The following is a 23738-nucleotide window of genomic DNA, read 5'->3' on the forward strand; positions in this document are numbered from 1 at the left end:
GCCCAGCTCACGTCGCGCCGGGCTCCTCGAAGGCGCCCTCGTCCCAGCCCTCCCAGTCGTCCCAGTCGGGCTCTTCGCCCAGGCCGAACGCTTCCTCCTCGAGGATCTCGAGCGGCGCCCAATCCCCGGGCGGCTCCTCGGGCGGGCCGGGCTCGGAGGCCTCTTCGGCCTTGGCATCCTGGCGCGTTGCGACCTCGGCCCGCTCGTCCTCCCGCTCGAGGGTCCAGCAGCGCGCGGTGTGAATGCACGGGCCGCACGCCGACAGGTGCGGGAGCTTGGGCCAGGGCTCCTCGCCGCTGGCGTCCTGGCCGAGCGCGACGGCGAGCAAGCGCCCGGCGCTGCGCCGCAGTCGCTGCTCGACGAGCGCGGGCTCCGAGTCCCCCGTCAGCGCGCCAAACACCGGGTCCGCCTGCTCCTCGCGCAAGAACACCGCGCCCACGCGCAGCGGCACCTCGGCGCCCCACAGCCGGCGCAGGGCGAGGGCTTGGGTCATGCGCCGCAGCCCCGCCACGGACCGGGGATCGAGGACGGGCACCGCCGGCTTCAGGGCGTACTGCCAGTCGATCAGGTTCAGCCGACCCTCGCCGTCAATCCACACCAGATCCATGCGCCCGCGGACGATCACCACGCCCTCGGGCCGGGCCGCGCTGCCCTCGACCAGAGGCAGAGAGAAGAGCTCGAGCTGTCCGCCGCCTGCAGAAAAAGGCTTCGGCGCGGGCGCGGCCGCGGCCTCGGCCTCGAGCTGGACGGCGAAGGGCAGCGAGCGCAGCACCCGGCGAGGGTCCTGGCGCGCGACCGCGATGAGCTCAGCCATCCACGGGCGCGCGCACAGGCGCAGCAGGTCCGCGCGGAGCTCCTGCCACAGGCGCTCGGGGAGCTCGGCCCCCGCCGCGAAGCCGTCGAGGGCCCGGGCGGGATCGCGGCCCAGGCGATCGAGGTCGACGCGAGCGAGGATGTAGTGCAGCAGGCGGCCCCGGTCCCGCGCCTCGGTCAGCGAGGGCGGGCGGCGGTCCCCCGCGTCGAGCTCGTCGGCGCGCTTGCGGGGCACGAAGGGCAGGAGCTGAAGCCCGCGCATGGCCTGCTTCTCCTCGCTCGCCGGGGTGTCGAGGCCGACGACGTGGGTCAGCAGGTAGCGGCGCGCGCACTTGTCGAACTCGGCGAAGGCCGAGAGCGAAATCTCGAGCTCGCAGTCGCGCAGGTCGATGGCCTCGCTCCGATCCAGCGCTGCACGCAGCGCGTCGGGGCCGGGCTCATCAAGACCGCCTCGGCTCTGTTCGGCCGAAGGGAGCTCGGCTCCGTCCGCGGCCTCGAGCCAGTCCGGCTCCGCCCCGGCCTCGTCCGCGACCGGCTCCCCTCCCCCGCTGCTCGCGGCCTCGCGCAGCGCCGCCACGCGCTGGAGCAGCCAGGCCATCGCGCCGTCTTCGGCGGCCTCGCCCGTGTCCGCGTCGAGGGTCGCGCCCGCGTCGATGAGCTCGAGCTCGCCCGCGCTGCAGCGCCGCTCGAGCTCGGGCAAGGCCGCGTCGATGAGCCCCCGCCAGTTGCCCGCGCCGGCCCGCCCCTGGGGCGCTTCACCCAAGAGCACCAAGAGGTCCCGGGCCCGGGTCGCGGCGACGTAGAGCAGGCGCCGACTCTCGGCGTCGCGGCGGGCCGCGAGGCGCTCGCGGATCGCCTGGGCGTGGGGGCTGGGTCGACGCCGACCCACGAAGTCGGGCTGATCACGGCGAGCCCGAGCTCGCGCTCGAACACCACCGGGCCCTCCTGCCCGCGGGGCTCCGCGCCGAGCTCCGGCAGCACGACCACCGGGAACTCGAGGCCCTTGGACGCGTGCACGGTCATGATGCGCACCGCGTTGGGGTCGGCCGCGGCCGCGACCTCGGCCGGCGCCTCGCGGTCGAGCAGGTCCTCGCCGCGCTCGAGCAAGCGCCGCGCCGCCGCCTGGGCGCCGACCCCCGCGAACTCCCGGGAGCCGAGCAGATCGAGGAGCTTGTCGACGTTCGCGATGCGCTGCTCGCCGGCGTCGTCCCAGGCCAACACCTCGCGCACGCCGAGGCGATCGACGGCGAAGCGCAGCACCCGGGCGGGGCCGAGGCGATCGAGCTCGTGGTGCAGGCGATCGACCAGTCGGCCCATGTGGGTGACCGCGGCGGCGTCGCGGGTGGGCAGGCCCTCGACGCCGCAGCCCTCGACGTGGTGGCGCATGGCCACGGCGTCTGCGACCGCCAGCGCGACCAGGCTGTCGTCGTCGATGCCCCACACCGGCGAGCGCCATACGGCCGCCGAGGCCAGGGCGTCGCCCGGGTCGGCGATCGCCAGCATCAAAGCAACCAGCTCGCGGACCTCCCGAGCGGCGAAGAAGCCCCGACCGCCGACGACCACCGAGGCGATGCCGCGCTCGCTGAGCGCCCGCCGGTAGCGGGCGACGTGGCCGTGGGTGCGCATCAAGATCGCCACGTCGGCGCCCCGCAAGGGCTGGGGCGTCCCCTCCCGATCCGCCCGACCCAGGGGCGGGCGCGCGGCGATCAACCGCTCCACGTGCTCGGCCAGGCGCGCCGCCTCGTGACCGCGACGCACCCGCGCGTCCTGGCTCGGATCCCCAATGAGCAGCTGGACCGCGGGGATGCCCGCCTGGAGCTCGTGATCCTCGCGCACGGGCGACAGCGCGTCGACCTCTTCGATCCAGTCGACGGCGAAGCCCGCCGGGTCGTCGCTGATGAGCAATTGATCGAAGAGCGCGTTGGCGAAGCGCACCAAGCCCGGCCGCGAGCGCCACGAGCGACGCAGGGCCGCCAGGCGCAAGCCTTCTTCGCCCGCGCGAGCCCGGGCCGCCAGGCTCTGGAACAGGGCCACGTCCGCGCCTCGGAACTCGTAGATGGACTGCTTGCGATCGCCCACCGCCGCGAAGGTGCGGGCCGCCAGGGGCAGGCACGCGCTCGCTCGCGCGCCCCGGGGCACGGCCCGCTGCTGGCTGCGCTCTTCGGCGAGCAGGTGCACCAGGTCGAGCTGCAGGCCGTTGGTGTCCTGGAACTCGTCGACCAAGAGCGCGCCCACCCGGCGCTGGAGCTGAGCCCGGACCACGCGATCGTCCCGCAGCAGGTCGTGGGCCCCCCGGACCAGGTCGGCGAAGTCCATGGCCCCGACCCGGGCCTTCTCGGCGGCGTAGGCCCGGCTGAGGGTCTCGAGCAGGGCGACCACGCGCTGCGCCAGGTCGATCTCGCCGAGGCTCGCCACGGCGTCTTGGACCCGCTCCCAGGCGGCGGCGAAGGGCTCCCAGACCCGCTTGGCGCGCTTGGGCAGCGTGCCCTTGCCGCGGCGCTGGCTGGCCACGCGGACCAGCGCCGGATACCAGCGCGCGACCGCGTGGGCTTCGCAGCCGCCGATGCGATCGTCCTCGATCGCCAGCGCGCGCAGGGTCGGGCGCAGGCGGTCCTCCTTGGACTCGCGCAGCAAGGCCAGGGCCTCGCCCAGCTCCTCGCAGGCGTCTCCCAGCTCGGCCCGGGCCATGGCGCGGTCAAAGCCCCGCTGCGCTCGACCGTCGGCGTCGACGAGCAGCGAGCGCGGGTCTCGACCCTCCTCGCCGAGCTTGGCGTGCAGCCGCCGCAGCGCCGTGCGCAGCTGCTCGGGCCCGCCCAGCGCCCGCGCGGCCGCCCGGGTGTGCGAGTCCGGGTCTTCGAGCTCGCGCAGCAAGACCTCGTCGAGGACGCCGTCGAGGAGCTCGGCGGCGCCGTTTTCTTCGAGCACCTCGAAGCTCGGATCGACCCCGGCCTCGACAGCGTAGCTGCGCAGGACCTGGGCGCACAGCGAGTGGAAGGTGCCGATCGGCGCGAGCGGGAGCTGCTCGAGGATCGCCCGCCAACGGCCCGCCGAGGGCCTCGCGTCGCCGAGCATCGCTACCAGCTCGGGTTCGTCGGCGAGCGCCCCCTCGGGGTCCCGGGCCAGCGCCGAGGCCCGGGCGACGATCCGCTGGCGCAGCTCCCGGGCGGCCTTCTCCGTGAAGGTCACCGCCCACACCTCGGTCGGCTCGAGGGGCGCTCGACCGCCCGCCTCCCCCGGCGTCCCGGCGTACAGACCCAGCGCCACGGTCACCAGCGCGTGGGTCTTGCCGGCACCGGCCCCGGCCGCCAGCACGAGGTTGGCGTCGAGCTCGAGGGAGGGGCTCTCGACCTCGACCTCGCCCTGCCCCTGCCCAGGAATCTCCGCCTCGCTCACCCGCCCGCCTCCTCGTCCCCGCGCTCGACCCGACACACGGGCCCGTAGGGGCAGTAGCGGCACGACAGCCCCGGGTCGTGGGGGCGCACGTCGAAGCGCCCCGCGGCCACGCCCCCGAGCAAGGCCCACAGGTTGTCCGCGAGGTTGCGCGGGCCCGTCTCGGGCAGATCGAGGGCGCCCACGGCCAGCTCCGGGGCCCCTCGACCCTGGCCCTCGCCGCCGCCCGCCTCGAGCCCGCTCAGGTCACGCGCGCGCAGCTCGGCCCGCGCCGTGGGGTCGAGCTCGAGCAGGCCGTCGAGCTCCATGCTCGACAGCGAGAGGTCGAGCAAGCTGGCCCGCGAGCGCTCGCCGTCCCGGAGCGACACGTAGGCCGCGTCGGTGTAGCTCAGGTCCATGCGAACGCTCGCCAGCCAAGTCGCGTACACGGCCAGCTGCAGCTGGGTCCGACCGAGCTTGTCGTAGCGCAGGCGCTCGCCCACGCGGCCCGACTTGTAGTCGATGATCAGGCCCTCGGCGTCGCGCCCGTCGCCGCGGTAGTCGACCCGATCGACCCGCCCGACGAGCTCGAGCCGACGCGTCCCGCTGCGATCGGGGATCGCCAGGGGCACGCCCTCCATGCGCACCGGCGCCCCGGCGGCCAGCTCCTCGGGGGACTGCGTCGGATCCGGGAGGCCAAAGCCGACCTCGAACTCGCCGGGCTCCCAGCCCTCGACGGCCACGCGCCGCTCGCCCTCGAGCAGGCGCCCGAGGTCGCGGTGGACCAGGTCGCGGTGGAGCAGCCAAAAGGGTCCGGGCCCGGTCCGTCGGCGCTCCTCCCAGGTATCGAGCACGCCGTCGCACAGCTCCCGGGCGCGCCGGCTCTCTCGCCCCGCCTGCCCGCCGCCGCGCAGGGGCGTCAGGCCCTCGCGGCGCAGCACCTCCATGACCTCCGCGAGCACCCAGTGGCGGATGTCGCCCTGCTCCGAGGCGTCGAGTTCGTCGCGGCTCGACGGCCGCGGGCGCAGCCGGAGCACGCGGGCGGCGAAGAAGCGAAAGGGGCACGCGGCGTAGTCCTCGAGGGCGGTCACGGAGCCGCTCCAGACCCGCCCGGGCGCCCTCGGTGGAGTCTCGCGCTCCCGGGCCCGCCCCTCCCAGTCGAAGTCGAGGCGATCGTGGGCCTGCGCGAGGGCGCCCGCCCCGAGGGCCACCCGAGCGCGGCCCGGGTCCTCCGAGCGGGCGCGCGTCCAGTCCACGGCGCGGCGCAGCTGGGGCAGCTCGATCGAGCCCCGCGTCGCCCCGAGTACGGCGCTCAGGGGATCGAGCGGCGCGCGCTCGGCAGCGCCCGCGTCGGCCTCCCGCGTCCGCGCGCTGCCCAGCTTGGCGACCTCGCGGGCGACGAGCTTGGTCAACACCTGCCCGCGGGTGCTGCACTGCGCGAGGCTGGGGACGACCTGGGCCTCGTGGCGCTCGAAGGTCTGCCCCTCTTCGCCAACGGCGTCGGCGAGGGCGGCGAAGTAGCGCGAGCGCCCGACCTCGCGCCCGCCGTGATCCTGGCGATGGCAGCTGATCACCAGCGACGATCGGGTCCGCGCGCACGCCAGCGCGAAGCTCCCCGCGTCGGCCCCGGTCGCCCGGGCCCCCGCGAGCACCGAGCGGCCCGCGGCGCGGTCGAGGGCCGCCCGGTCGTCGTCATCGAGGAAGGGGATGGCTCGGCCCGCGCCCGGCAAGCTGCCCTCGACGGCGTGGAGGATGAAGGTGTGCGCGCTCGAGGAGCGAGCCAGCTCGCCGAGATCGAGCAGGCGCACCCCCGCCCCGCGCACCCCGGGCGGTCGCTCCCGGACCCCCGAGAGCGCGGCCTCGAGGTGGGCCCGAAAGTCCGTGAGCGAGACGGCGTCCTCGGCCACGCCCACGGCCTCGGCGGCGTCGTCGAGGCCGTGCCCCGCGATCTGCAGGGCCTCGAGGGCCGCCCGGTCCCGAGCCAGGGCCGCGATCGCGTCGCGCTCGAGCCGGCGCTCCCGCGCGCCCTGGCCCAGCGCCGGCAAGGACAGGCTCCGACGCGGGACCCCGAGGGCGCGCAGCGCCGCGAACACGGCGTCGAGGTGCGCGCGCAAGCTCGCGTGGGCGGGCAGGCGCAGGCGCTCGAACAACCACTCCCAGCGATCGGCGAGGGCGATGAAGCGCCGGGACTGCTCCAGCCGACGCTCGAGGATGGTCGCCGGCACGTCGGGCGGCGGCAGGGTCAGCTTGTGCGCGTAGGCCCGCAGCCGGCCCAGGTGGCCGATGCCCCGGTCGTCCCGCGAGCCCGCCTCGCGCAGGGCAGCGAGCAGCGCGGCCGAGTCTCGGCGCGCGACGTAGGCCGACTCGAGCACCCCGGCCAGGCCCTCCCGCGGCAGGTCTCGCTCGGCCGCCTCGACCAGCGCCAGCGCCAGGCGCAGCGGCGCCGCGTGGAGCACGGGTTGCCCCCGGGCCTCCTCCACGGGCAGCTGCGCCGCGTCGAAGGCCGCGAGGATGCGCGCCCGCGCGAGGCCCAGGCGCGGCGCCGCGACGCAGACTTCGTGGGGCGGGACGCCCTCGTGGAGCAGCTCGCGGATCCTCGCGCACACCAGGCGCAGCTCGGCCCGCTCGTTGCCCGCCTCGATCAATCGAAGGCGCGACCGAAGCTCGGGGTTGACCAGGGTCTTGGCTCGGGCCGCGTCCATGAAGGGCATGCGCGCGACTCGGGCGAGCACCCCATCGTCCGCGCCGAGGACCTCCGCGAGGAGCTCGACGCTCGGCGCCTCGTCGACGAGGTTGCGGCGGGCGAGCTCGAAGGCCGCGGCCAGCTCGCTGGTCTGACTTTCGCTCTGGCTCTCGTTCTGGCTTTCGTTCTGGCTTTCGCTTTCGGCGTTGGTCTCGGCGCCGGGAAGCTCGGGCACCCCGACGACGACGGCGACGCCTCGACGCGCGAGCGCCTCCCACAACCGCGCCCGCAACACGGACACGTCCGCGCTCGCCTCGACCTCGATCCGCCGCGCCCCGTCGAGCAGCGCGAGCAGCCGCCCCTCACCCAGCTCGCCGAGGCGCTCGGGCAAGCGCGCCCGAGCCCCGACGCCATCGACGACCCTGCGCCGACGCAGCTGATCTTCATAGGCCGACGCGATCCGGGCCAGGGCGGCGAAGCGGCGGGCGCTCAGCTGCGTCCGACCGCCCGCGCCCCCTGCCAGGCGTTGAGCCAGGCGCTCGAGATCCCGGGGCCCGAGCCCCGCCCGGCGCAAGGTGTCCCACAGGATCAGGAAGGACTCGGCGAAGCCCGGCTCCCGCGAAAGCTCCGCCAAGCTCGTGCCCCGGGCCGCCCGCGGCGCGACGGCGGCGACGGCCAGCCGCGCTTGGGTCGTTCCGATCGGCTCCAGCTCACAGGCCCGGAGCAGGCGATCTTCGAGGGAGCGCAGATCGATGAGGCCCAGCGCCAACGCGACCCCGTTCGCCCGCACCTGCTCGCGCAGCAGCTCTGCGACGCGTTCACGCGTCGCGAGCACCCGCAAGCTGCGGTCCAGGGCTGGGCTCCCCCTCATCGCGGCAAAGGTAGCCCCAGGCCGCGATCCGGGCTATAGGTGGGAGGTCGCATGACACCGAACGAGCCCAACCCCGAGCCCGCGAGCGCGCTCGACGACGACGAGACCACCTGCGAGCCAGGGGATCACGGCGACGATGCGCCGGCTCGTCCGCGCTACGACGATCGGGCCCGCGAGCGCGCCGTCCGCTTGTTCAAGGCCCTCGGCGACGAGGCCCGCCTGCGCACCCTCGAGATGCTCGTCAACCGCGAAGCTTGCGTCAGCGAGATCGCCGAGGCCAGCAAAGAGCAAATCTCGACGGTCTCCCACCGCCTCAAGCTGCTGCGCGCCGAAGGCCTCGTCAACCGGCGCCGCGAGGGTCGGCACATCTATTACTCGCTCGCGGATGAGCACGTCATGGAGCTCATCCACAACGCCTTCGAGCACGCGGCCCACTGAGCTCACCCGCCCCGTGCTGCCGTGATCATGTTCGGCACCGACCCTCGGAACCGCTCGAGCCGGGCGCCCACCCGCGGAGACGCCCTGACCGCCGAGGTCGCCAAGGACCGCGGCCGCGTCATCGAGGTCGAAGGCGTCGACATGGCCTTCGAGGACAAGCTGATCTTCGACGCCCTCGACCTGAGCGTGATCGAGGGCGAGGTCCTGGTCATCCTCGGCTTCTCGGGCTGCGGCAAGAGCGTGCTGCTCAAGCTCATGAGCGGCCTGATGTATCCGGACGAGGGCAGCATCCGCTACCGCGGCGACGAGATCGCCGACATGCGCGAGGCGACCCTCGTCGAGATGCGCAAGTCGCTGTCCTACGTGTTCCAAAACAACGCCCTGTTCGACTCGCAGAACGTGCTCGAGAACGTGGCCTTTGGCCTGCTCGAGCACACCAAGATGGGCGACGAGGAGATCCGCGCGCGGGTCGTCGAGTGCCTGGAGATGGTCGGCCTCGGGGCGGAGATCCTCGACCGCATGCCCGCCGAGCTGTCCGGCGGCATGCGCAAGCGCGTGGGCCTGGCCCGGGCCGTCGCGACCCGCCCCCGCGTGATCCTCTACGACGATCCCACCGGCGGCCTCGACCCCCAGAGCGTCACCCGCATCGGCGACATGATCGAGCGGCTCCAGAGCGAGCTCAAGCTGACCTCGGTCATCGTCACCGGTGACATGAAGATCGCCTTCCGCGTCGCCGACCGCATGGCGCTGATCCACGACTACCACGTGGCCCACCTCGGCACGCCCGACTACTTCCGCGAGTGCGATGCGCCGGAGGTCGTCGAGTTCGTCCGCGGCCCCGAGGGCCAAACGATTCGTTATTAGGCGGTGAACAAACGCCGTACGCTCTCGCTGCAGCGCGCATGGTTGGCCCCTCGGCCCCCGCGAGGTGTTACATAGGCTCCATGGTCGGCACAAAGCGCGGTGGAGACGATGCTCAGGTCGACGCTCAGGTCCTCATCCAATCGGCCCTGTACACCGGCGACGACCGCCTCGATCGCAGCTTCGGCGAGATCGCCCGGGGCGGCATGGCGACCATCGAGCTCGCCGTCGATCAGACCCTCGGGCGGCGCATCGCCTTGAAGCTGCTCCACGGCGACCACCAACAATCGGGGCTGGCCGTGCGCAGCTTCATCCGCGAGGCGCAGATCACCGGGCAGCTCGACCACCCGAACATCGTCCCCGTCCACGAGCTCGCCCGCGACGAGGACGGCAAGCTGTTCTTCAGCATGAAGCTGGTCGAGGGGCGGACCTTGCTCGAGCGGATCCGCGACCTGCGGCTGCTCCCCGGTCAGGCTCCGCCCCGGGACGCCCGCGGTCGCCTGGTCGCCTCGACCATCGAACACGAGGACCTGCTCCGGCTCATCGGCGTGTTCCTCAAGGTCCTCGACGCCGTCGCCTTCGCCCACGCCCGCGGCGTGGTCCACTGCGACATCAAGCCCGAGAACATCATGGTCGGCGACTTCGGCCAAGTCTACCTGATGGACTGGGGCATCGCCCGGCTGATCGGCGAGCAGCCCCAGCGAGCCCCCCACGTGGGCTCGCGGGTCGTCCGCGTGCGCAACAACCTGCGCTCGACCGCCGCCTTCGCCAACATGATCATCGGCACGCCCAGCTACATGAGCCCCGAGCAAGCCCGGGGCGACCGCGCGAGCATCGACCAGCGCTCGGACATCTTCAGCCTCGGCGCCGTGCTGTTCGAGATCCTCACCGGGCACCCGCCCTACCAGGGCAGCACCGCCCACGAGGTGGTCGAGGAGGCCGTGGCCTGCCGCTCGATGCTGCTCCCGCACCTGCCCATCACCCAGGAGATGCGGCGCATCGTCAGCCTCGCCATGCACCCCGACCCCGCCCAGCGCTACGGCGACGTCGCCGAGCTGCGCGCGGACCTCGAGAGCTTCATGCGCGGCGGGGACAACTTCCCGCGCCGGCGCTTCGCCAAGGGCGAGTGGCTGATCCGCGAGGGCGAGGTCGGCGACGCGGCCTACATCTTGGTCCACGGGCGCTGCGAGGTCAGCCGGCTGATCCACACCGAGGGCAAGGTCGAAGACAAGCGCGACACCCTGCGGATGCTCGGGCCCGGCGACGTGTTCGGCGAGACGGCGATCCTCGCCTCGAGCCCGCGCACCGCCAGCGTCCGCGCGCTGACCGAGGTCGTCGCCGTGGTCGTCACCGCCGACGCCCTCGAGCGAGAGGTCGACGCCATGAAGCCGTGGATGGGCTCGTTCATCCGCGCCCTCGCCCGCCGCTTCACCGACGTCGACAACCTCGCCCTCGCCCGCTCGATCAACCCCGCCCAGGACCCCGTGCAGATCGCCCACTTGGGGCTGATGACCCTCGGGACCTGGGGCACCCGCGACGCCGAGGGCACCCTGACCATGAGCGTGCTCGAGCTGTGCGGCCACGTCGCGACCATCTCCGATCAAAACGAGGACCAGGTCCTCAAGGCCCTGCGCCAGTACGCGCAGTTCGACATCGACCTGACCCTCGACGAGATCAGCCTCGCCCGCGACGCTCGCCGCGGGCTCGTCCGCGAGCTGCGGCCCTACCTCCAGCGCCGCTGACCCGCCCCGCGGCCTGACCCACGTGTGTCGATCAAGGCACACGAAACCCATTGACCAGCGGCCCCAGCGAAGGAGCGGACAGCGACGAAGCGCCCCCGGTCCGAGGCGGCCGTGGGTGGAGCCGAGGGGAGCGCGCTTCATCCCCGCCAGACAACGCCCCCTCTGGGGGCGACCGCACGCCCCCTCGAAGGCACGAACACCATTGCCCACCAAGCCAAAGCGGAGGAGCGGACAGCGACGAAGCGCCCCCGGTCCGAGGCGCCTGCGGGGGTATAAAACTAAAGCTCGTCGATGACGCGGTAGAGGGCGGCCAGGCAGCCCTCCCCGAGCTTGCGGCAGCGCTCCGGCGACCAGCCCTCCTCGAGATCCGGCGCGTCGGCGTTGTCCTTGAACGGCTGCTCGAGGGTCATCGACAGGCAGCCGAAGTTCTCGCCGATCCAGTTGGTCGCCATGGTCATGTTGGCCTTACCCGGCGCGGGCACGGGGTAGCCGTGCTCGGTCTGAAAGTCCGGGTTCGCGGCGACCAGCTCGGCCTCATAGCGGGCCTGTCGCGCGCTCTCCTCGTCGCCGTAAGACGGCGTGCCCTCGGCCCCGGCGATGAAGTTGTAGGGCAGCGCCTCGTCGCCGTGCACGTCGAGGGCGAAGTCGACGCCCGTGGCCCGCATCTTCTCGCGGACCAGGAAGACCTCCGGGCTGCGCTCCATCGTCGGCTCGAGCCACTCACGGTTGAGGTTGGCCCCCGACGCGTTGGTGCGCAGGTGGCCGCGGCGGCTGCCGTCGGGGTTCATGTTGGGCACCACCCAAAACTCCGCCTTGGCCAGCAGCGCCCGCGCCACGGGGTCGTCGGGATCGAGCAGGCGACCGAGCAAGCCCTCCATCAAGTACTCGGCCATGGTCTCGCCGGGGTGCTGCCGGGCGAACACCCAGCACTGCTTGCGCCCGCCCGCGGGCGCGTCGCCCTCGCTGATGTGCAGCAGATCCATGTCCTGACCGTCGAGGGTCGCGCCCAGGCGCGAGTACTCGACCCGCGGCGAAGCGATGCAGTCCGCGATCAGATCGTGGTGCCGCTCCATCGAGTAGGGCGCAAAATAGGCGTAATAAACGCTGTTCACATCGGGTTCATGGGCAATTTCCAAAACACCGTCTTCAAACTTGGTGTTCGGTGCTCGCAGCCAAGTCTCGCGGTCGTAGGAGAAACAGGCCCGGTAGTTCTCCCAGCCCTTGGGGTAGCTGGCCTCGCCCGCGTTGAGCACTCGCAGACGCAGCGGCACCCCGGCCGCACCGGTCACGCGAAAGTAGAACCACTGGAAGTGGTCAGCCTTCTCGTCCTTGACGATCTTCAGCTGGAGGTCTTGGGGATCGCTGGCGTCGACGACCTCGATGTTCCCGCCGTCGAAGTTGGTGCTGATGTGGGGCATGCGTCTTCCTCTCTGGCTCTCGCGTCTGGCCCTCGCGTGGACCGGCCCGTCGGGGCCGGTCGGGGGCTCGCTGAGCGCGCGCACGGTAGCGCGAAAGGGGGGATCTCCGCCCAGCCGAACCGCCGGGGTCGCCCTCTCGAGAGCCTTTCCGCGCCCGGAGCAGCGGGTCTGGCACGGCCCTAGCTCAGCAAATTCAGCGTTTTGGTTCGGAGATCGACCTAGCCCCCTTGCACGCCCCGCGCTCCAGGCCGCACTATCTCGGCCCACGGAGGTATGGGCCCTTCGAACACCGACAGCGGTCGCCTCGACGACCTCGACGACGACGCCGCGAGCCTCGAGCATGAGGACGCGGAGATCGTGGGCGAGTTCGACGAGGACGACGCCGCCGAGCACGCCGACGAGGCGAGCGCTCCCGGCCGCAGCCCCTCGGTGCTCTCCCTGCTCCTCCTCGTGGCCGGGGCGATCTGGATCGTCGTCGCGCTCCTCAAGCTCGGCGACTCCGACACCCTGAGCGACGTGCCGCCCGCGGCCGTCAGCGCTGACGCGGCTGACGCGGGCGCGGACGCTGGGGTCGGGAAGCTCGACCCCACAGAAGATCAAGCCTACGGCGAGCTACCGCGCGTGGACGAGGGGGGCACCCAACCCCCACCTCCAGGCCAGGCTGCCGACGAACCAACGCCACCACAGGCCCCTCCCCAAGCCGACCAGGACGCGCCGCCAGACGACCCAGAGCGCGCCGTGGTTGATGACGAGGGCAACCCCGAGAGCGAGCGCGGGCCCCCCGAGGGTTCGCTCCTGGCCGGCAAGGTCTGGCCGCGGGACTACGCCGCTCCCGAGATCGTCCACTACACGATCAAGCGCGGTGGTTCGATGAAGGTCGTCGCCAATCTCTACAAGATCTATCACCACGAGATCGAAGCGCTGAACCCGGGCGTGCCCATCGACCGCGAGCTCCCGCCCGCGACGCGGATCGTGGTCTACAAACGCAAGCCTGGACAACGCAGCGAATCTGTGGGTTTCCCCGGATCTGGCACCCTTTCGGGCGCGATGCCGATGATCGACGGGCCTGGCCGCGAGCTCAAGCACACCCCCTGGAAGGGCTGGGGGACCACGATCACCGTCGCCACCCTCGACGTGATCCTGCGCGAGTGGGCCCGCCGCTTCCCCGATCGTCAACCCATTCTGGTCGGAAACATGAGCAGTCGCGAGGGCGGCCGACTCAAGCCTCATAGTTCACACCAGTCCGGCAGGGATGTTGATTTGAGCTATCCGCAGATCTGGGATCGCAAGGAAGAGCTCAACTGGCGGAAGATGGACTCGCGCAACCTCGACCGCGAGCTGACCTGGTCGCTTCTCGAAATCTTGCTCGAGAGTGGCGCCGTCGAAGTGATCTTCATCGACAGCAAACTTCAGAAACTACTCTACGAATACGCCGTTCAAACGGGTCGTTACAAAAAAACCGAGCTCAAAAATTGGATGGAATATCCGAGCCCTCCGGGCACGGGCGACCCGCTCATCCAACATGTCCGGGGTCACGACGACCACATCCACGTCCGCTTCAAGTGCACGAGCTCGGAAGGTCGCTGCCAGTCCCGCAGCCGCTAATCGCTCACGAGACTGGCGCGATTGAACAATCGCCATAATCAGTGGATGTCGTTGTACGCCTTGCTGTGGACCTCGCGGAGACGCTGGGCCGCGCGGGGGCTCGAGGGCCGCGGCGCGGGGGCGAAGGCCTGCTCGACGGCGCTGCCCCCCGGCAGCGGGCCGCTGGCGACCGGGGCCGTGCGCGGGGCCAAGCTGGCGAGCTCCCCCTCGAGCGCCGCGAGCTTCTCGGCCTGGGCCTTCAGCTCCGCGTCCTCGAGCTGCTCGGCCTCCGCCAGGGCCCAGTCCACGGCCTCGCGTAGGCTGCGCTTGGCGCCCTGGGTGTCCCCCGAGCGGGCCTGCGCGAGCACCTGCAAGGTCGCCGCGCTCGTCCGCGCGCGGGCGCCGATGCGCAAGAGCTCAGGCTGCTCCCCGGCCTCGACCGCGTCGGCGTCGGCCGTGGCCTCGACCGAGAGGAAGTCCCGCTCGAAGCGTTGACCCGTGCCGGTGTACACGTCGGCGAAGCTGAGCTCGAGGTCGCTGAGCTCGACGGTCGCCCCCTCGCTGTGCGGGCCCACGGCCAGGCGCAGCATGATGTCGTGGGACTGCCCCTCGGACAAGCTGCCGAGCTGAACCTCGAGCTTGGACCCGCCGGCCCAGGCCGCCGGCCGACCGATGACCTCGAGCAGCTGCACCCCCGGGCCCAGGCCCACGCTCAGGCGCAGGTCGTTGGCCACGGTGCGCTCGATGTCGAGGACCTCGTCGCGGAACAAGCTGGCCACGGCCTCGGGATCGTCGACGAAGCGGAAGGAGCCGTGGGTCTGCTCGGCCAGGCTCGCGAGCAGGGTCTCGTCGTACTCGATGCCGTAGCCCAGGGCGGTGATCTGCGTGCCGCGGGCGGCGAGCTGACCCACGGTCGAGGGGATCGTGCTCGCGTCGTTGGGCACGCCGTCGCCGAGCAGGACCACGCGCTCGAGCACCGTGGGGTCGGGCGCCCCGCTCTGAGCGCCCGTGCTGCCCCCCGCGCCGACGATGTTCTGGGCGACCTGGAGCTGAGCCAGGGCCTGCTGCAGACCGCCGGCGAGGTCTGTGGTGCCCCAGGCCTGCATGGTCTCGATCTTCGAGCGCGCGGCGGCCCGGCTGTCCTCGTTGATGACCGTGCTGGGCATGAGCACCTCGGCGCGGCTGTGGAACACGACCAGGGCGAAGCTGTCGCCCTCGGCCAGGCCGTCGACGAGCTCCATCGCCGCCGCCTTGGCCCCCTCGATGGCGTCGCCCTTCATCGACGCGGAGGTGTCCACGACCAGGACCACGCGCGCGGGCGGCCGGGGAAGGTCGAGGGCCTCGGGCGCCTGGACTTGGATGCGCGCGAGGATCTCCGTGGACTGACCGGCCAGGACGGCCGTGTGGCTGGTGGTCCACTCCAGCTCGAGGTCCAGGGGCGCGACGTAGCCGTGGACCTCTCGACGCTCGACTCGCTCGGTGTGGTGCTCGAGATCGAGGGGACCGAGGGGGTCGCCACGATCGTGATCGCAGCTGCAGCGAGGCCGTCAGGGTGGACAGGAGAAGAAAAGCTTGGGTGCAGCGGCTGAGGCGTTTCATGGGGCTTGCGGGGGTGCCGAACGGGGGCTCTCGCCCTCGGCTTACAGCGCGTGGCCGAGGTCGCGGGAAACCAACCAAAGCTGTGTTATCCAGAGCCAGACGTGCTCCCACGCCGCATGCGCCGAGCCTTCGCCGCCCTCCTCGGTGCCTCCCCGAGGGCGGGCTTCCCCTCGCTCGCGCCCGCCCTCGCCCTCGCCCTCGCGCTCTCGGGCCTCTCGACCCCGGCGCTCGCGGGTGCCCCCGAGAGCGCCGAGCAGCCCGAGCTCGTCCCGCCCAAGGCGACCTCGCCGCTGGTCTACGACTACCCCGAGGCCCTGCTCGAGCGCGACGAGCCCCCCTCCGGGACCGTCAACCTCCAGTACGTCGTCGGGATCGACGGCGTACCCAAGGAGATCGAGGTCCTCGACAGCCCCGACCCCGCCCTGGCCGAGGCCGCCGTCGAGGCCCTCGCCGCCCTGCGCTTTCGCCCAGGCACCTACGGCGGCCAGGCCGTCGAGATCGTGCTCACCATCGCCCTCGAGTACACGCCGCCCGAGGCCGAGCTCCCCCAGGACGAGGGAGACCCCGACGCGAACCCAGCCGAGGACGGCGCCGGCCCCGGCGAGGACACCGACGACGCCGACGACACCGATGAGCAGCCCGACGGCCCCGAGCGGATCCTCGGCACCTTGCTGGAGGCAGGCAGCGGGACGCCCGTGGGCGGCGCGACGGTCCTCGCCGTGCCCGCCGGGGACTACCCCGAGGGCCGCGTCCGTCGGCAGCGCTACGGCGACGAGTCCGAGCCCGCGTGGATCGTCCAGTCCCGCGCCGACGACCTCGGCCGCTTCAGCCTCCGCGCCGTCCCCGACGGCCGCGTCCGGCTGATCTTCCTCGCCCCCAACTTCGAGCGCCTCGAGTGGGTCGTGAGCCTCGAGCCCAACACCCAGCTCGAGACCAAGTACTTCCTCACCCGCGACTCGGCCACCCCCTTTCGCACCGAGGTCACCGTCGACCGCGAGGCCATGCCCGAGGCCGTGGTCCGGACCATCACCACCGAAGAGATCAACGAGATCCCCGGGACCCAGGGCGACGCCCTCAAGGCCGTGCAGAACTTCCCCGGGGTCTCGCGCCAGGCCTTCGGCGCCGGCCAGCTGGCGATCCGCGGCGCGGCCCCGGGGGACTCGGGCGTCTACCTCGGCTACCACGAGATCCCGACCCTGTTTCACTTCGGCGGCATCAGCTCGGTGTTCAACTCCGACGTCATCGCCCAGCTCGACTTCATCCCCGGCAACTTCGACAGCCGCTACGGCGACGCGCTCGGCGGCGTGGTCAACGTCCAGCCCCGCCGCGGGCGGCGTGACGGCTACCACGGCTACTTCGACGCCGATCTCTTCGACGCCGGTCTGCTCGTCGAGGGCCCCGTGGGCGAGGGCAGCTTCGTGCTGTCCGGGCGGCGCAGCTACGTCGACGTCATCTTGCCCGCGGTCATCCCCGACGAGGTCGGCCTCGGCCTGACCGTCGCGCCGCGCTACTGGGACTACCAGGCCCTGTTCGACTACCCCCTGCCCAAGCCCGTGGGCGGCGAGCTGTCCGTGCGGGCCTTCGGCTCCGACGATCGCTCCAAGCTGATCTTCGCCGAGGCCAACGAGATCGAGGCCGACGACCGCGACGCCCTCGAGACCGTCCAGTGGTTCCACCGCGTCGACCTGGTCTACCGCAAGCTCGAGGGCCCCTGGGAGTTCCTGATCACGCCGTCCTACAAGCGCGAGTTCGCGTCGAGCTCGATCTTCGGGGCGACCCGCTTCGACGTCGAGTCCGACACCTTCTCGGGCCGCGCGGAGCTCAGCCGCCGGCTGACCAAGAACGCCCAGCTGCGCGTCGGCGCCGAGGTGGTCTCGACCTGGTACGCGGCCCGTGCCGAGCTCCCCGGCTTTGGCCCGGGCGCCCCGAGCCCCGCCCTCGCCTCGGCGAGCACCCGCGAGACCGACTACGTCCGCGTCGCCCCGGCCCTCTACGGCACCCTGACCCTGCGCGCGGGCCAGCGCCTGATGCTCTTCCCGGGCGTCCGCCTCAGCCACACCAGCGATCTGGCGGCCATCGAGCGCACCGTCGCCGACCCGCGCCTGCGCTTCATCCTCAAGGTCGCCGACAACACCAAGCTCAAGGGCGGCGTCGGCCTCTACAGCCAGGCCCCGGGGCTGCTCCAGGGCGACGTCGTGTTCGGCAACCCGCGCCTGCTCCCCGAGCGCTCCCTGCACACCAGCTTGTCCGTCGAGCAGCTCTTGCCCCGCGACTTCAGCGTGGAGCTCACCGGCTTTTACAAGCGCCTCTACGCCCTGAGCAGCGAGACCACCGCGCTCGCGCTGGTCCCCGGCGAGGGCGACCCGAGCCCGCAAAACTTCGCCAACATCGGCGCCGGCAACATCTACGGGGGCGAGCTGCTGGTCAAGCGCGCCCTCGGGGACCGCTTCTACGGCTGGCTGTCCTACACCCTCATGCGGTCAGAGCGGACCCCCGCCCCCGGCGAGGCCACGCAGCTGTTCGACTTCGATCAGACCCACATCCTCACGCTCATCGCCAGCTACGACTTCCCGCTCAACTGGCGCATCGGTGCCCGCTTCCGCCTGGTCTCCGGCAACCCCTACACGGCCACGGTCAACGGCGTCGTCAACGGAGGAGGCGGCGGCGTCGAGCACATCCCCATCGCCGGCCCGATCAACGGCGCGCGCCTGCCCGCCTTCCACCAGCTCGACCTGCGCGTGGACAAGACCTGGGTCTACCGGCGCATCAAGGTCACGAGCTACCTCGACATTCAAAACGTCTACAACGCCGAGAACACCGAGTTCCTGGCGAGCAGCTACGACTTCCAGTCCCGCATCCCGATCTTGAGCCTGCCGACGGCGCCCTCGGTGGGCATGAAGATCGAGTGGTGATGGGCAGAGGTGGCCCAAACTCCGGCCGGTGCAGCCCACCAACCTGGCCAGACCGTCCCGGTGCCCACGTTGCGCCCGCCCGCGCCCCGTGACATCGCCCAAGGGTGCCCTCTTTCCTCCACCAAGGTCTGCTCGCCCTGGTCAAGGCCAACGCGGCCCAGCTCTTCGAGCTCGCCCGCCACTTCGACGCCCGCGCGCCCCTGCTCTTGCCGGGCGTGGACGCGTACCAGAGCCACGCCAACGAGCTCCCCAACCCCGCCTTCCCGGGGGCGCTGCTCCACGCGGACTGGGTCGTCGCGCAGCCCGACGCGCTGGCCCTCGCCGTCGAAGTGCAGACCTGCCGGGACCGGCTCAAGCGCTACAGCTGGCTCAGCTACGCCGCGGGCGTGCGTCGGCTGTTCGACTGTCCCGGGTGGACCCTCGCGGTGATTCCCGATCCGGAGCTGCGGCGCTGGTACCAGCAGATGTTCGAGGACGAAGCTCGAGCATCGCCGTGGTTCGTGGAGCCGCACATGCTCGAGCCCATCACCTCGGCGCAACGAGCCAAGCGAGCGCCGCAGCGGGCGACCTTCGCCGCGCTGTTTCACGCCCGCGAGGCCCTCGGGGTGGCCTGCGCACGGGCCACCCTGGACGCCCTCCGGCAGCTCGACCCCGTGGACGTACCCCATCGCTCGATCTATCGTGAATTGGTGCTGACGACATTGACCCGTGAACAACTCGAGGAGCTCCCGCCCGAGCTCCTCGAGGTCGACCCCCACGCCCCGCTCGGGCCCATGGAGCGCACCAACGCGTACTACACCACGGGCCACGAAGACGGTCACAAAGACGGGCTCGCGGCCGGCCTCGCCGGAGCCATCCTGACGGTCCTCGAGCGCCGAGGTCAGACCCTCGACGCGGCCGCCCAGGCCCGGCTCGAAACCTGCCGAGACCCCGAGCAGCTCCAAGAATGGTTGGAGCTCGCGCTCGCCGACGACTCCAAGACGAGGCTCGAGGCGCTGCTCTTTGCGACCTAGCGCTCCCTAGCTGCGACCCGTCCAGCAGTCGCGCAGCCGCGGCGCCCAGTCCTCCAGGGCCGGCACGACCGCGTCGGGGTCCTTGGCCCGCTCGTCCCAGCTGCGCACGCGCAGCTTGGCCTCGAGCAGGGGATCGGCCTCGAAGCGCGCGACCTCGCCGGTGTCCATGGGCCCGCCCTGGAGCGCGAGGGTCTGACGGCTCGCGTCGCTCAAGCGCGCCGCGTAGGCCGGCCGCGTGGCGACCAGATAGCGCTTGGCGTCGACGTGGGCGCGCACCAGCTCCCCCACCCGCGGATCGAAGCCCAGCCCGTCCAACCAGTCGGCGCCGATCCCCTCGTGGCCCACGACGCCGAGCAGCGCCCCTGCCTCGACCATGCGCGCACAGGTCTCCGGAGCCACGCGGTCGAGGTGACCCAGGTCGTGCACGAGGGCCGCGACGGCCTCGAACACCGGCGCCCCGGCAGCCAGCGCCAGCGCCCCCGCCTGGAGCGCGTGCTCGAGCTGCGACACCGGCTCGCCCACATAGTCGGCCTCGCCCGCAGCGCGCAGCGCGGCCATCACCTCGTTCACCGCCGCTTCACGGTCCATCGCCGCCGATGCATTACCATCCGCCGCGATGCTGCCAAAGTCCCTCACCCCCGAGCTGCGTCAGTGCTGGCGCGACCACGGCTACGTCGCCCTGCGCGGGATCTTCGACACCCAGGAGCAGGCCCAGCTGCGCGGATGGGCCGAGGAGCTCGAGGCCTGGCCTGAGACGCCGGGGGCGTGGATGAAGTACTTCGAGCCGCCGAGCAATCTCGACACGCCCGACACCCCCGAGCCGCGCCGGCTGTGCCGCGTCGAAAATTTCCTCCCCCACCATCCCCAGCTCGCGGCCTTCTTTGACCGGGCTGATGTTCGCGGTGTGCTCGCGGAGCTCATGGGCGAGCCCGCGGTGGTGTTCAAGGAAAAGATCAACTTCAAGCTCCCCGGCGGCCAGGGCTTCACGGCCCACCAGGACGCCCCGGCCTTCACCCAGTTCGGCCAGCGCTACCACGTCACCGCCATGGTCGCCGTCGATGCCACGACGCCCGCGAACGGCTGCCTCGAGATCAGCCATGGTCGGGCCCCCGAGCAGATCCTCGACCAAGCCGGCGACGGCACCCTGGCCAAGAGCGTGGTCGCGGCCCTCGACTGGCAGCCCCTCGAGGCCCAGCCCGGGGACCTGATCCTGTTCGACTCCTACATGCCCCACCGCTCTGGCCCAAACACCACCGAGGGCCCGCGCCGTGCCTATTACGTCACCTTCAACCGGGCCAGCGACGGGGACGTGCGCGAGGCCTACTTCGCCCGCAAGCGCCGCGCCTTCCCGCCGGAGTGCGAGCGCGTCCCGGGCCAGGAGCTCGCCCCCGACGACCCGGACGCGGCCGCCTTCAACCTCGGCAACCCGATCCGCTGACGGGCGCCTGGGGGGTCCGCTACACTGCCCCCAGTGCGCATCTTCGACCCGGAGAGCCGACCCAGCGAGGGCTGGCGAGCCAAGGTCTACGAGATCATCTTCGAGACCGACACGCCCATGGGGCTGCTGTTCGACGTGCTGCTCCTCGGCGCGATCTTGCTCAGCATCATCGCGATCAGCCTCGAGACCGTCCCGACCATCGCCAGCCACTACCGCTTTGGCCTGCGCACCCTCGAGTGGGTGCTGACCGCCCTGTTCACCATCGAGTACGCGCTGCGCCTGGCGAGCGTGAAGGACACCCGGCGCTACGCCCTGTCCTTCATGGGCATCGTCGACCTCTTGTCGCTGCTGCCCACCTACCTGAGCCTGTTCTTCGACCAGGCCCAGGCCCTCCAGGTCATCCGGGCGCTGCGCCTGCTCCGGGTGTTCCGCGTGTTCCAGTTCGGCACCATGCTCAACGAGGGCAGCGCGCTGTTCCGAGGGCTGATCGCCGCGCGCTACAAGATCGCGGTGTTCCTGGGCACGGTGATGATCATCGTCGTCATCCAGGGCGCCCTGCTCTACTACCTCGAGCACGACGAGAACGAGGGCTTCTCGAGCATCCCCCGGGCGATCTACTGGGCCATCGTGACCCTGACGACCGTCGGCTACGGCGACATCTCGCCCCAGACCACGGGCGGACAGTTCATCGCCTCGCTGTTGATGCTGCTCGGCTACGGGATCATCGCGGTGCCGACCGGGCTGGTCTCGGCCGAGATCGCCATCAGCGAGTTCGCGGCCCGCACCGAGCTGCACGACGAGGTCGCCGAGCTGCCCTCGCAACACCCCAACGCCTGCCTGGGCCCGGTCCCCGCCCGGCTCCTCGTCGGCGGGCCCGTGGACGAGCGCAACCGGGCCCCGGTCGCCTCGTGGGTCCAGCCCGAGCCCAAACCCGAACCTGCCCCGGAGCTCGACCCGGAGCCCGAGCCCGAGCCCTCCGAACCTGCCCCGACGCCCGAGCCCGAGGTCCCCGAGACCGACGAACAGGAAGACCCCCCGTGAGCGCAGACTTCACCCAACAGGCCGTCGACAACCTCGTCACCCAGTTCTCCTCGGCCCTCGATTTCTACCGCGAGCTGGTCCAAAACAGCATCGACGCGGGCAGCTCGCAGGTCGAGATCTGGCTCGACTTCCTGCCCGACGAAGGCGGCGGGACCAACGGCGTCATCGAGATCCACGTCGACGATTTCGGCGACGGGATGAACGAGGAGATCATCGACTCCCAGCTGACCACGCTGTTCTCCTCGACCAAGGAGAACGACCTGACCAAGATCGGCAAGTTCGGCATCGGCTTCGTGTCGGTGTTCGCCATCGGTCCCCGCGGCGTGCTTGTCCAGACCGGCCGCGACGGCGAGTACTGGGAGGTGTTCTTCGACAAGGACCGCAGCTTCTTCAAGTCCCCCCTCGACCACACCGTCGAGGGCACGCAGATCACCTTGTTCCTCGAGGGCGACCGGGCCCGCTACAGCCAGCTGGTCAACGAGAGCCGGGTGACCATCGACCACTGGTGCCGGCACAGCGAGGCCGAGATCAGCTTCGAAGATCGGGCCTCGATCGACGCGGAGCTCGAGATCATCAACAAGCCCTTCTCCGTCGCGGGGGCCTGCCACACCCACTTCACCAGCGAGGGCACGGAGCTGGTCCTCGCCTACAACCACGCACCGCTGTGGGGCTTTTACAACCGCGGCCTGGCCCTGGCCGTCGTCCGCGGGACCAACGACCTGGTCCCGGACCGCTTCGCGCACATCGCCTTCCGCATGAAGTCGCGCTACCTCGAGCACACGCTCTCGCGCGAGACGGTGATGCGCGACGCGAACTACGAAAAGGCCCTGGCCCGGGCCGAGCAAGCCGCCAGCGGGCCCCTGCGCGAGGCCCTGATCACCGCCCTCGAGGGCCTGGTCACCGTCGTCGTGGGCACGCCCAAGCAAGGCCGGACGCCGGCGGTGCCGGGGCGCCGCTGGACCATGGCCGAGCGCGGCCGCTACTTCGAGCTCATGGGCTACCTCGCCCGCGAGGATCCCGAGGCCCTCGACGACCTGCTCGGGCGACCCATCCTCGTGACCCTCGACGGCAAGGCCATGACCCTGGGCCAGGTCCGCGAGGCCACGGCCAACGACGACCGCCTGTTCATCGACGACCAGCTGACCCGGCTCAGCGAGCGGCTCATCGCTCAAGGCACCCCCGTGATCCTCGCCGCGAGCACCCACGAGCTCGGCGGCTTCGGGGCGAGCGCCCAGGGCGAGGACGAGCTCGGCGACGGGGACGATGGCCCCGACCTCGGGGGCCTCGACGGCCAGGACCCCGTGGTCCGCGTCCTCGCCAACTGCCTCGCCGGAAGCTTCGTGACCACGAACCGACTGCAGCGCGCGATCAACCAGGTCACCGGCCGCCTCGAGTCCAGCGCCTGGATCGAGGCCGTCGAGCTCATCGCCCGACCGGCCGAGGTCCTGGTCGCGGTCCACCCCATCGAGCCCCTGGCCAAGGGCGGCCTCGGGGAGGACGACGACGCCGCCCACGCCCTCGTCGACCTGGCCCAGGACATCGTCCTGCGCAGCATCGGCTCGGGCTCGGGCGCGGTCCGCCGGCTGTTCGCCAAGGTCCGCGGGCGGGCCCCCAAGATCGGCTACCGACGCCTGGTCGCGGCGCACATGACTGGCCGCGCGGGCGAGCCCGAGCCCCTGTTCGTCGTCGCCCACGAGGTCGCGCCGCTCATGGCCAAGCCCACCCCCGAGCGCCTCGTCAGCGCCCACGAGGGCCAACCCGAGGCGGCCATCAACGTCGACCACCCCCACTTCCGGGCGCTGATGCGCATGGCCGGCCAGGCCCCGCTGATGGCCGGCTACTGCCTGGCCAAGAGCTTGCTGCTCGCCGCCAACCGCAACCTCGACCTCGACGCCGAGCTGATGCGCGCGGCGATGTCGACGACCCGCTGAGCGCCCCCAACAACCCACCACCAAC

General features: G+C 71.7%; 15 protein-coding genes. 9 read left to right on the top strand and 6 right to left on the bottom strand.

Going from position 1 to position 23738, the window contains the following annotated elements:
- Nucleotides 1-7: 7 nt before the first annotated feature.
- Genes PPSIR1_RS49930 through PPSIR1_RS01645 form a run of 3 tightly spaced genes read right to left on the bottom strand, consistent with a single transcriptional unit; the run spans nucleotide 8 to nucleotide 7736 of the window.
- Nucleotides 8-1075, bottom strand: coding sequence for a PD-(D/E)XK nuclease family protein (locus tag PPSIR1_RS49930; RefSeq protein ID WP_420813341.1), 1068 nt, complete (start codon nucleotides 1073-1075; stop codon nucleotides 8-10).
- A 47-nt stretch (nucleotides 1076-1122) separates the two neighbouring features.
- On the bottom strand, nucleotides 1123-4206 hold the full coding sequence (locus PPSIR1_RS01640; RefSeq protein ID WP_006969225.1) for a UvrD-helicase domain-containing protein: 3084 nt from the start codon (nucleotides 4204-4206) through the stop codon (nucleotides 1123-1125).
- The gene (locus PPSIR1_RS01645) at nucleotides 4203-7736 is read right to left on the bottom strand and encodes a PD-(D/E)XK nuclease family protein (protein WP_157595111.1); all 3534 of its coding nucleotides are present in this window, start codon (nucleotides 7734-7736) and stop codon (nucleotides 4203-4205) included. Before PPSIR1_RS01645 ends, PPSIR1_RS01640 begins: the two co-directional genes overlap by 4 nt.
- A gap of 51 nt (nucleotides 7737-7787) precedes the next feature.
- Here PPSIR1_RS01645 and PPSIR1_RS49045 point away from each other — a divergent pair, with 51 nt between their 5' ends.
- From PPSIR1_RS49045 to PPSIR1_RS01660, 3 genes are all read left to right on the top strand, one after another.
- On the top strand, nucleotides 7788-8174 hold the full coding sequence (locus PPSIR1_RS49045; protein WP_006969227.1) for an ArsR/SmtB family transcription factor: 387 nt from the start codon (nucleotides 7788-7790) through the stop codon (nucleotides 8172-8174).
- A 27-nt stretch (nucleotides 8175-8201) separates the two neighbouring features.
- Entirely contained in the window at nucleotides 8202-9038 is an 837-nt protein-coding gene (locus tag PPSIR1_RS01655) for an ABC transporter ATP-binding protein (RefSeq protein WP_157595112.1), read from the top strand.
- An 80-nt stretch (nucleotides 9039-9118) separates the two neighbouring features.
- Nucleotides 9119-10777, top strand: coding sequence for a protein kinase domain-containing protein (locus tag PPSIR1_RS01660; RefSeq protein WP_006969229.1), 1659 nt, complete (start codon nucleotides 9119-9121; stop codon nucleotides 10775-10777).
- 278 nt (nucleotides 10778-11055) lie between these two features.
- Here PPSIR1_RS01660 and PPSIR1_RS01665 read toward each other — a convergent pair whose 3' ends face one another.
- On the bottom strand, nucleotides 11056-12195 hold the full coding sequence (locus PPSIR1_RS01665) for a M14 family metallopeptidase (protein ID WP_006969230.1): 1140 nt from the start codon (nucleotides 12193-12195) through the stop codon (nucleotides 11056-11058).
- Between the two features lie 273 nt (nucleotides 12196-12468).
- On the opposite strand from PPSIR1_RS01665, the gene PPSIR1_RS41545 reads away from it, so the two are divergent.
- A complete protein-coding gene (locus PPSIR1_RS41545; protein ID WP_006969231.1) occupies nucleotides 12469-13800 on the top strand; it encodes a penicillin-insensitive murein endopeptidase in 1332 nt (443 codons plus the stop codon).
- A gap of 38 nt (nucleotides 13801-13838) precedes the next feature.
- Here PPSIR1_RS41545 and PPSIR1_RS01675 read toward each other — a convergent pair whose 3' ends face one another.
- On the bottom strand, nucleotides 13839-15089 hold the full coding sequence (locus tag PPSIR1_RS01675; protein WP_006969232.1) for a vWA domain-containing protein: 1251 nt from the start codon (nucleotides 15087-15089) through the stop codon (nucleotides 13839-13841).
- A gap of 390 nt (nucleotides 15090-15479) precedes the next feature.
- Between PPSIR1_RS01675 and PPSIR1_RS01685 the strand changes: the two genes are divergently transcribed.
- Together PPSIR1_RS01685 and PPSIR1_RS01690 are read left to right on the top strand one after the other, a co-directional pair.
- Complete coding sequence (locus PPSIR1_RS01685; protein WP_232296415.1) at nucleotides 15480-18290, top strand: TonB-dependent receptor domain-containing protein; 2811 nt, start codon at nucleotides 15480-15482, stop codon at nucleotides 18288-18290.
- Nucleotides 18291-18394: 104 nt separating this feature from the next.
- Nucleotides 18395-19303, top strand: coding sequence for a hypothetical protein (locus PPSIR1_RS01690; RefSeq protein ID WP_006969235.1), 909 nt, complete (start codon nucleotides 18395-18397; stop codon nucleotides 19301-19303).
- A 6-nt stretch (nucleotides 19304-19309) separates the two neighbouring features.
- Here PPSIR1_RS01690 and PPSIR1_RS01695 read toward each other — a convergent pair whose 3' ends face one another.
- On the bottom strand, nucleotides 19310-19891 hold the full coding sequence (locus PPSIR1_RS01695) for an HD domain-containing protein (RefSeq protein WP_006969236.1): 582 nt from the start codon (nucleotides 19889-19891) through the stop codon (nucleotides 19310-19312).
- A 28-nt stretch (nucleotides 19892-19919) separates the two neighbouring features.
- On the opposite strand from PPSIR1_RS01695, the gene PPSIR1_RS01700 reads away from it, so the two are divergent.
- From PPSIR1_RS01700 to PPSIR1_RS01710, 3 genes are read left to right on the top strand one after another with little or no spacing between them, the layout of a single operon-like run.
- Complete coding sequence (locus tag PPSIR1_RS01700) at nucleotides 19920-20741, top strand: phytanoyl-CoA dioxygenase family protein (protein WP_006969237.1); 822 nt, start codon at nucleotides 19920-19922, stop codon at nucleotides 20739-20741.
- Between the two features lie 33 nt (nucleotides 20742-20774).
- On the top strand, nucleotides 20775-21782 hold the full coding sequence (locus PPSIR1_RS49935) for an ion transporter (RefSeq protein WP_006969238.1): 1008 nt from the start codon (nucleotides 20775-20777) through the stop codon (nucleotides 21780-21782).
- Complete coding sequence (locus PPSIR1_RS01710) at nucleotides 21779-23713, top strand: ATP-binding protein (protein WP_006969239.1); 1935 nt, start codon at nucleotides 21779-21781, stop codon at nucleotides 23711-23713. The genes PPSIR1_RS49935 and PPSIR1_RS01710 overlap by 4 nt, the downstream gene beginning before the upstream one ends.
- Nucleotides 23714-23738 lie beyond the last annotated feature (25 nt).

It is taken from the genome of Plesiocystis pacifica SIR-1, assembly GCF_000170895.1.
Lineage (GTDB): Bacteria > Myxococcota_A > Polyangia > Nannocystales > Nannocystaceae > Plesiocystis > Plesiocystis pacifica.

Excerpts from the sequence above, each read along its gene's own strand:
- PPSIR1_RS49930 (WP_420813341.1), bottom strand. The coding sequence starts at position 1,075 with ATGCGCGGGCTTCAGCTCCTGCCCTTCGTGCCCCGCAAGCGCGCCGAC.
- PPSIR1_RS01645 (WP_157595111.1), bottom strand. The coding sequence starts at position 7,736 with ATGAGGGGGAGCCCAGCCCTGGACCGCAGCTTGCGGGTGCTCGCGACG.
- PPSIR1_RS49045 (WP_006969227.1), top strand. The coding sequence starts at position 7,788 with ATGACACCGAACGAGCCCAACCCCGAGCCCGCGAGCGCGCTCGACGAC.
- PPSIR1_RS01655 (WP_157595112.1), top strand. The coding sequence starts at position 8,202 with ATGTTCGGCACCGACCCTCGGAACCGCTCGAGCCGGGCGCCCACCCGC.
- PPSIR1_RS01660 (WP_006969229.1), top strand. The coding sequence starts at position 9,119 with ATGGTCGGCACAAAGCGCGGTGGAGACGATGCTCAGGTCGACGCTCAG.
- PPSIR1_RS01665 (WP_006969230.1), bottom strand. The coding sequence starts at position 12,195 with ATGCCCCACATCAGCACCAACTTCGACGGCGGGAACATCGAGGTCGTC.
- PPSIR1_RS41545 (WP_006969231.1), top strand. The coding sequence starts at position 12,469 with ATGGGCCCTTCGAACACCGACAGCGGTCGCCTCGACGACCTCGACGAC.
- PPSIR1_RS01695 (WP_006969236.1), bottom strand. The coding sequence starts at position 19,891 with ATGGACCGTGAAGCGGCGGTGAACGAGGTGATGGCCGCGCTGCGCGCT.
- PPSIR1_RS01700 (WP_006969237.1), top strand. The coding sequence starts at position 19,920 with ATGCTGCCAAAGTCCCTCACCCCCGAGCTGCGTCAGTGCTGGCGCGAC.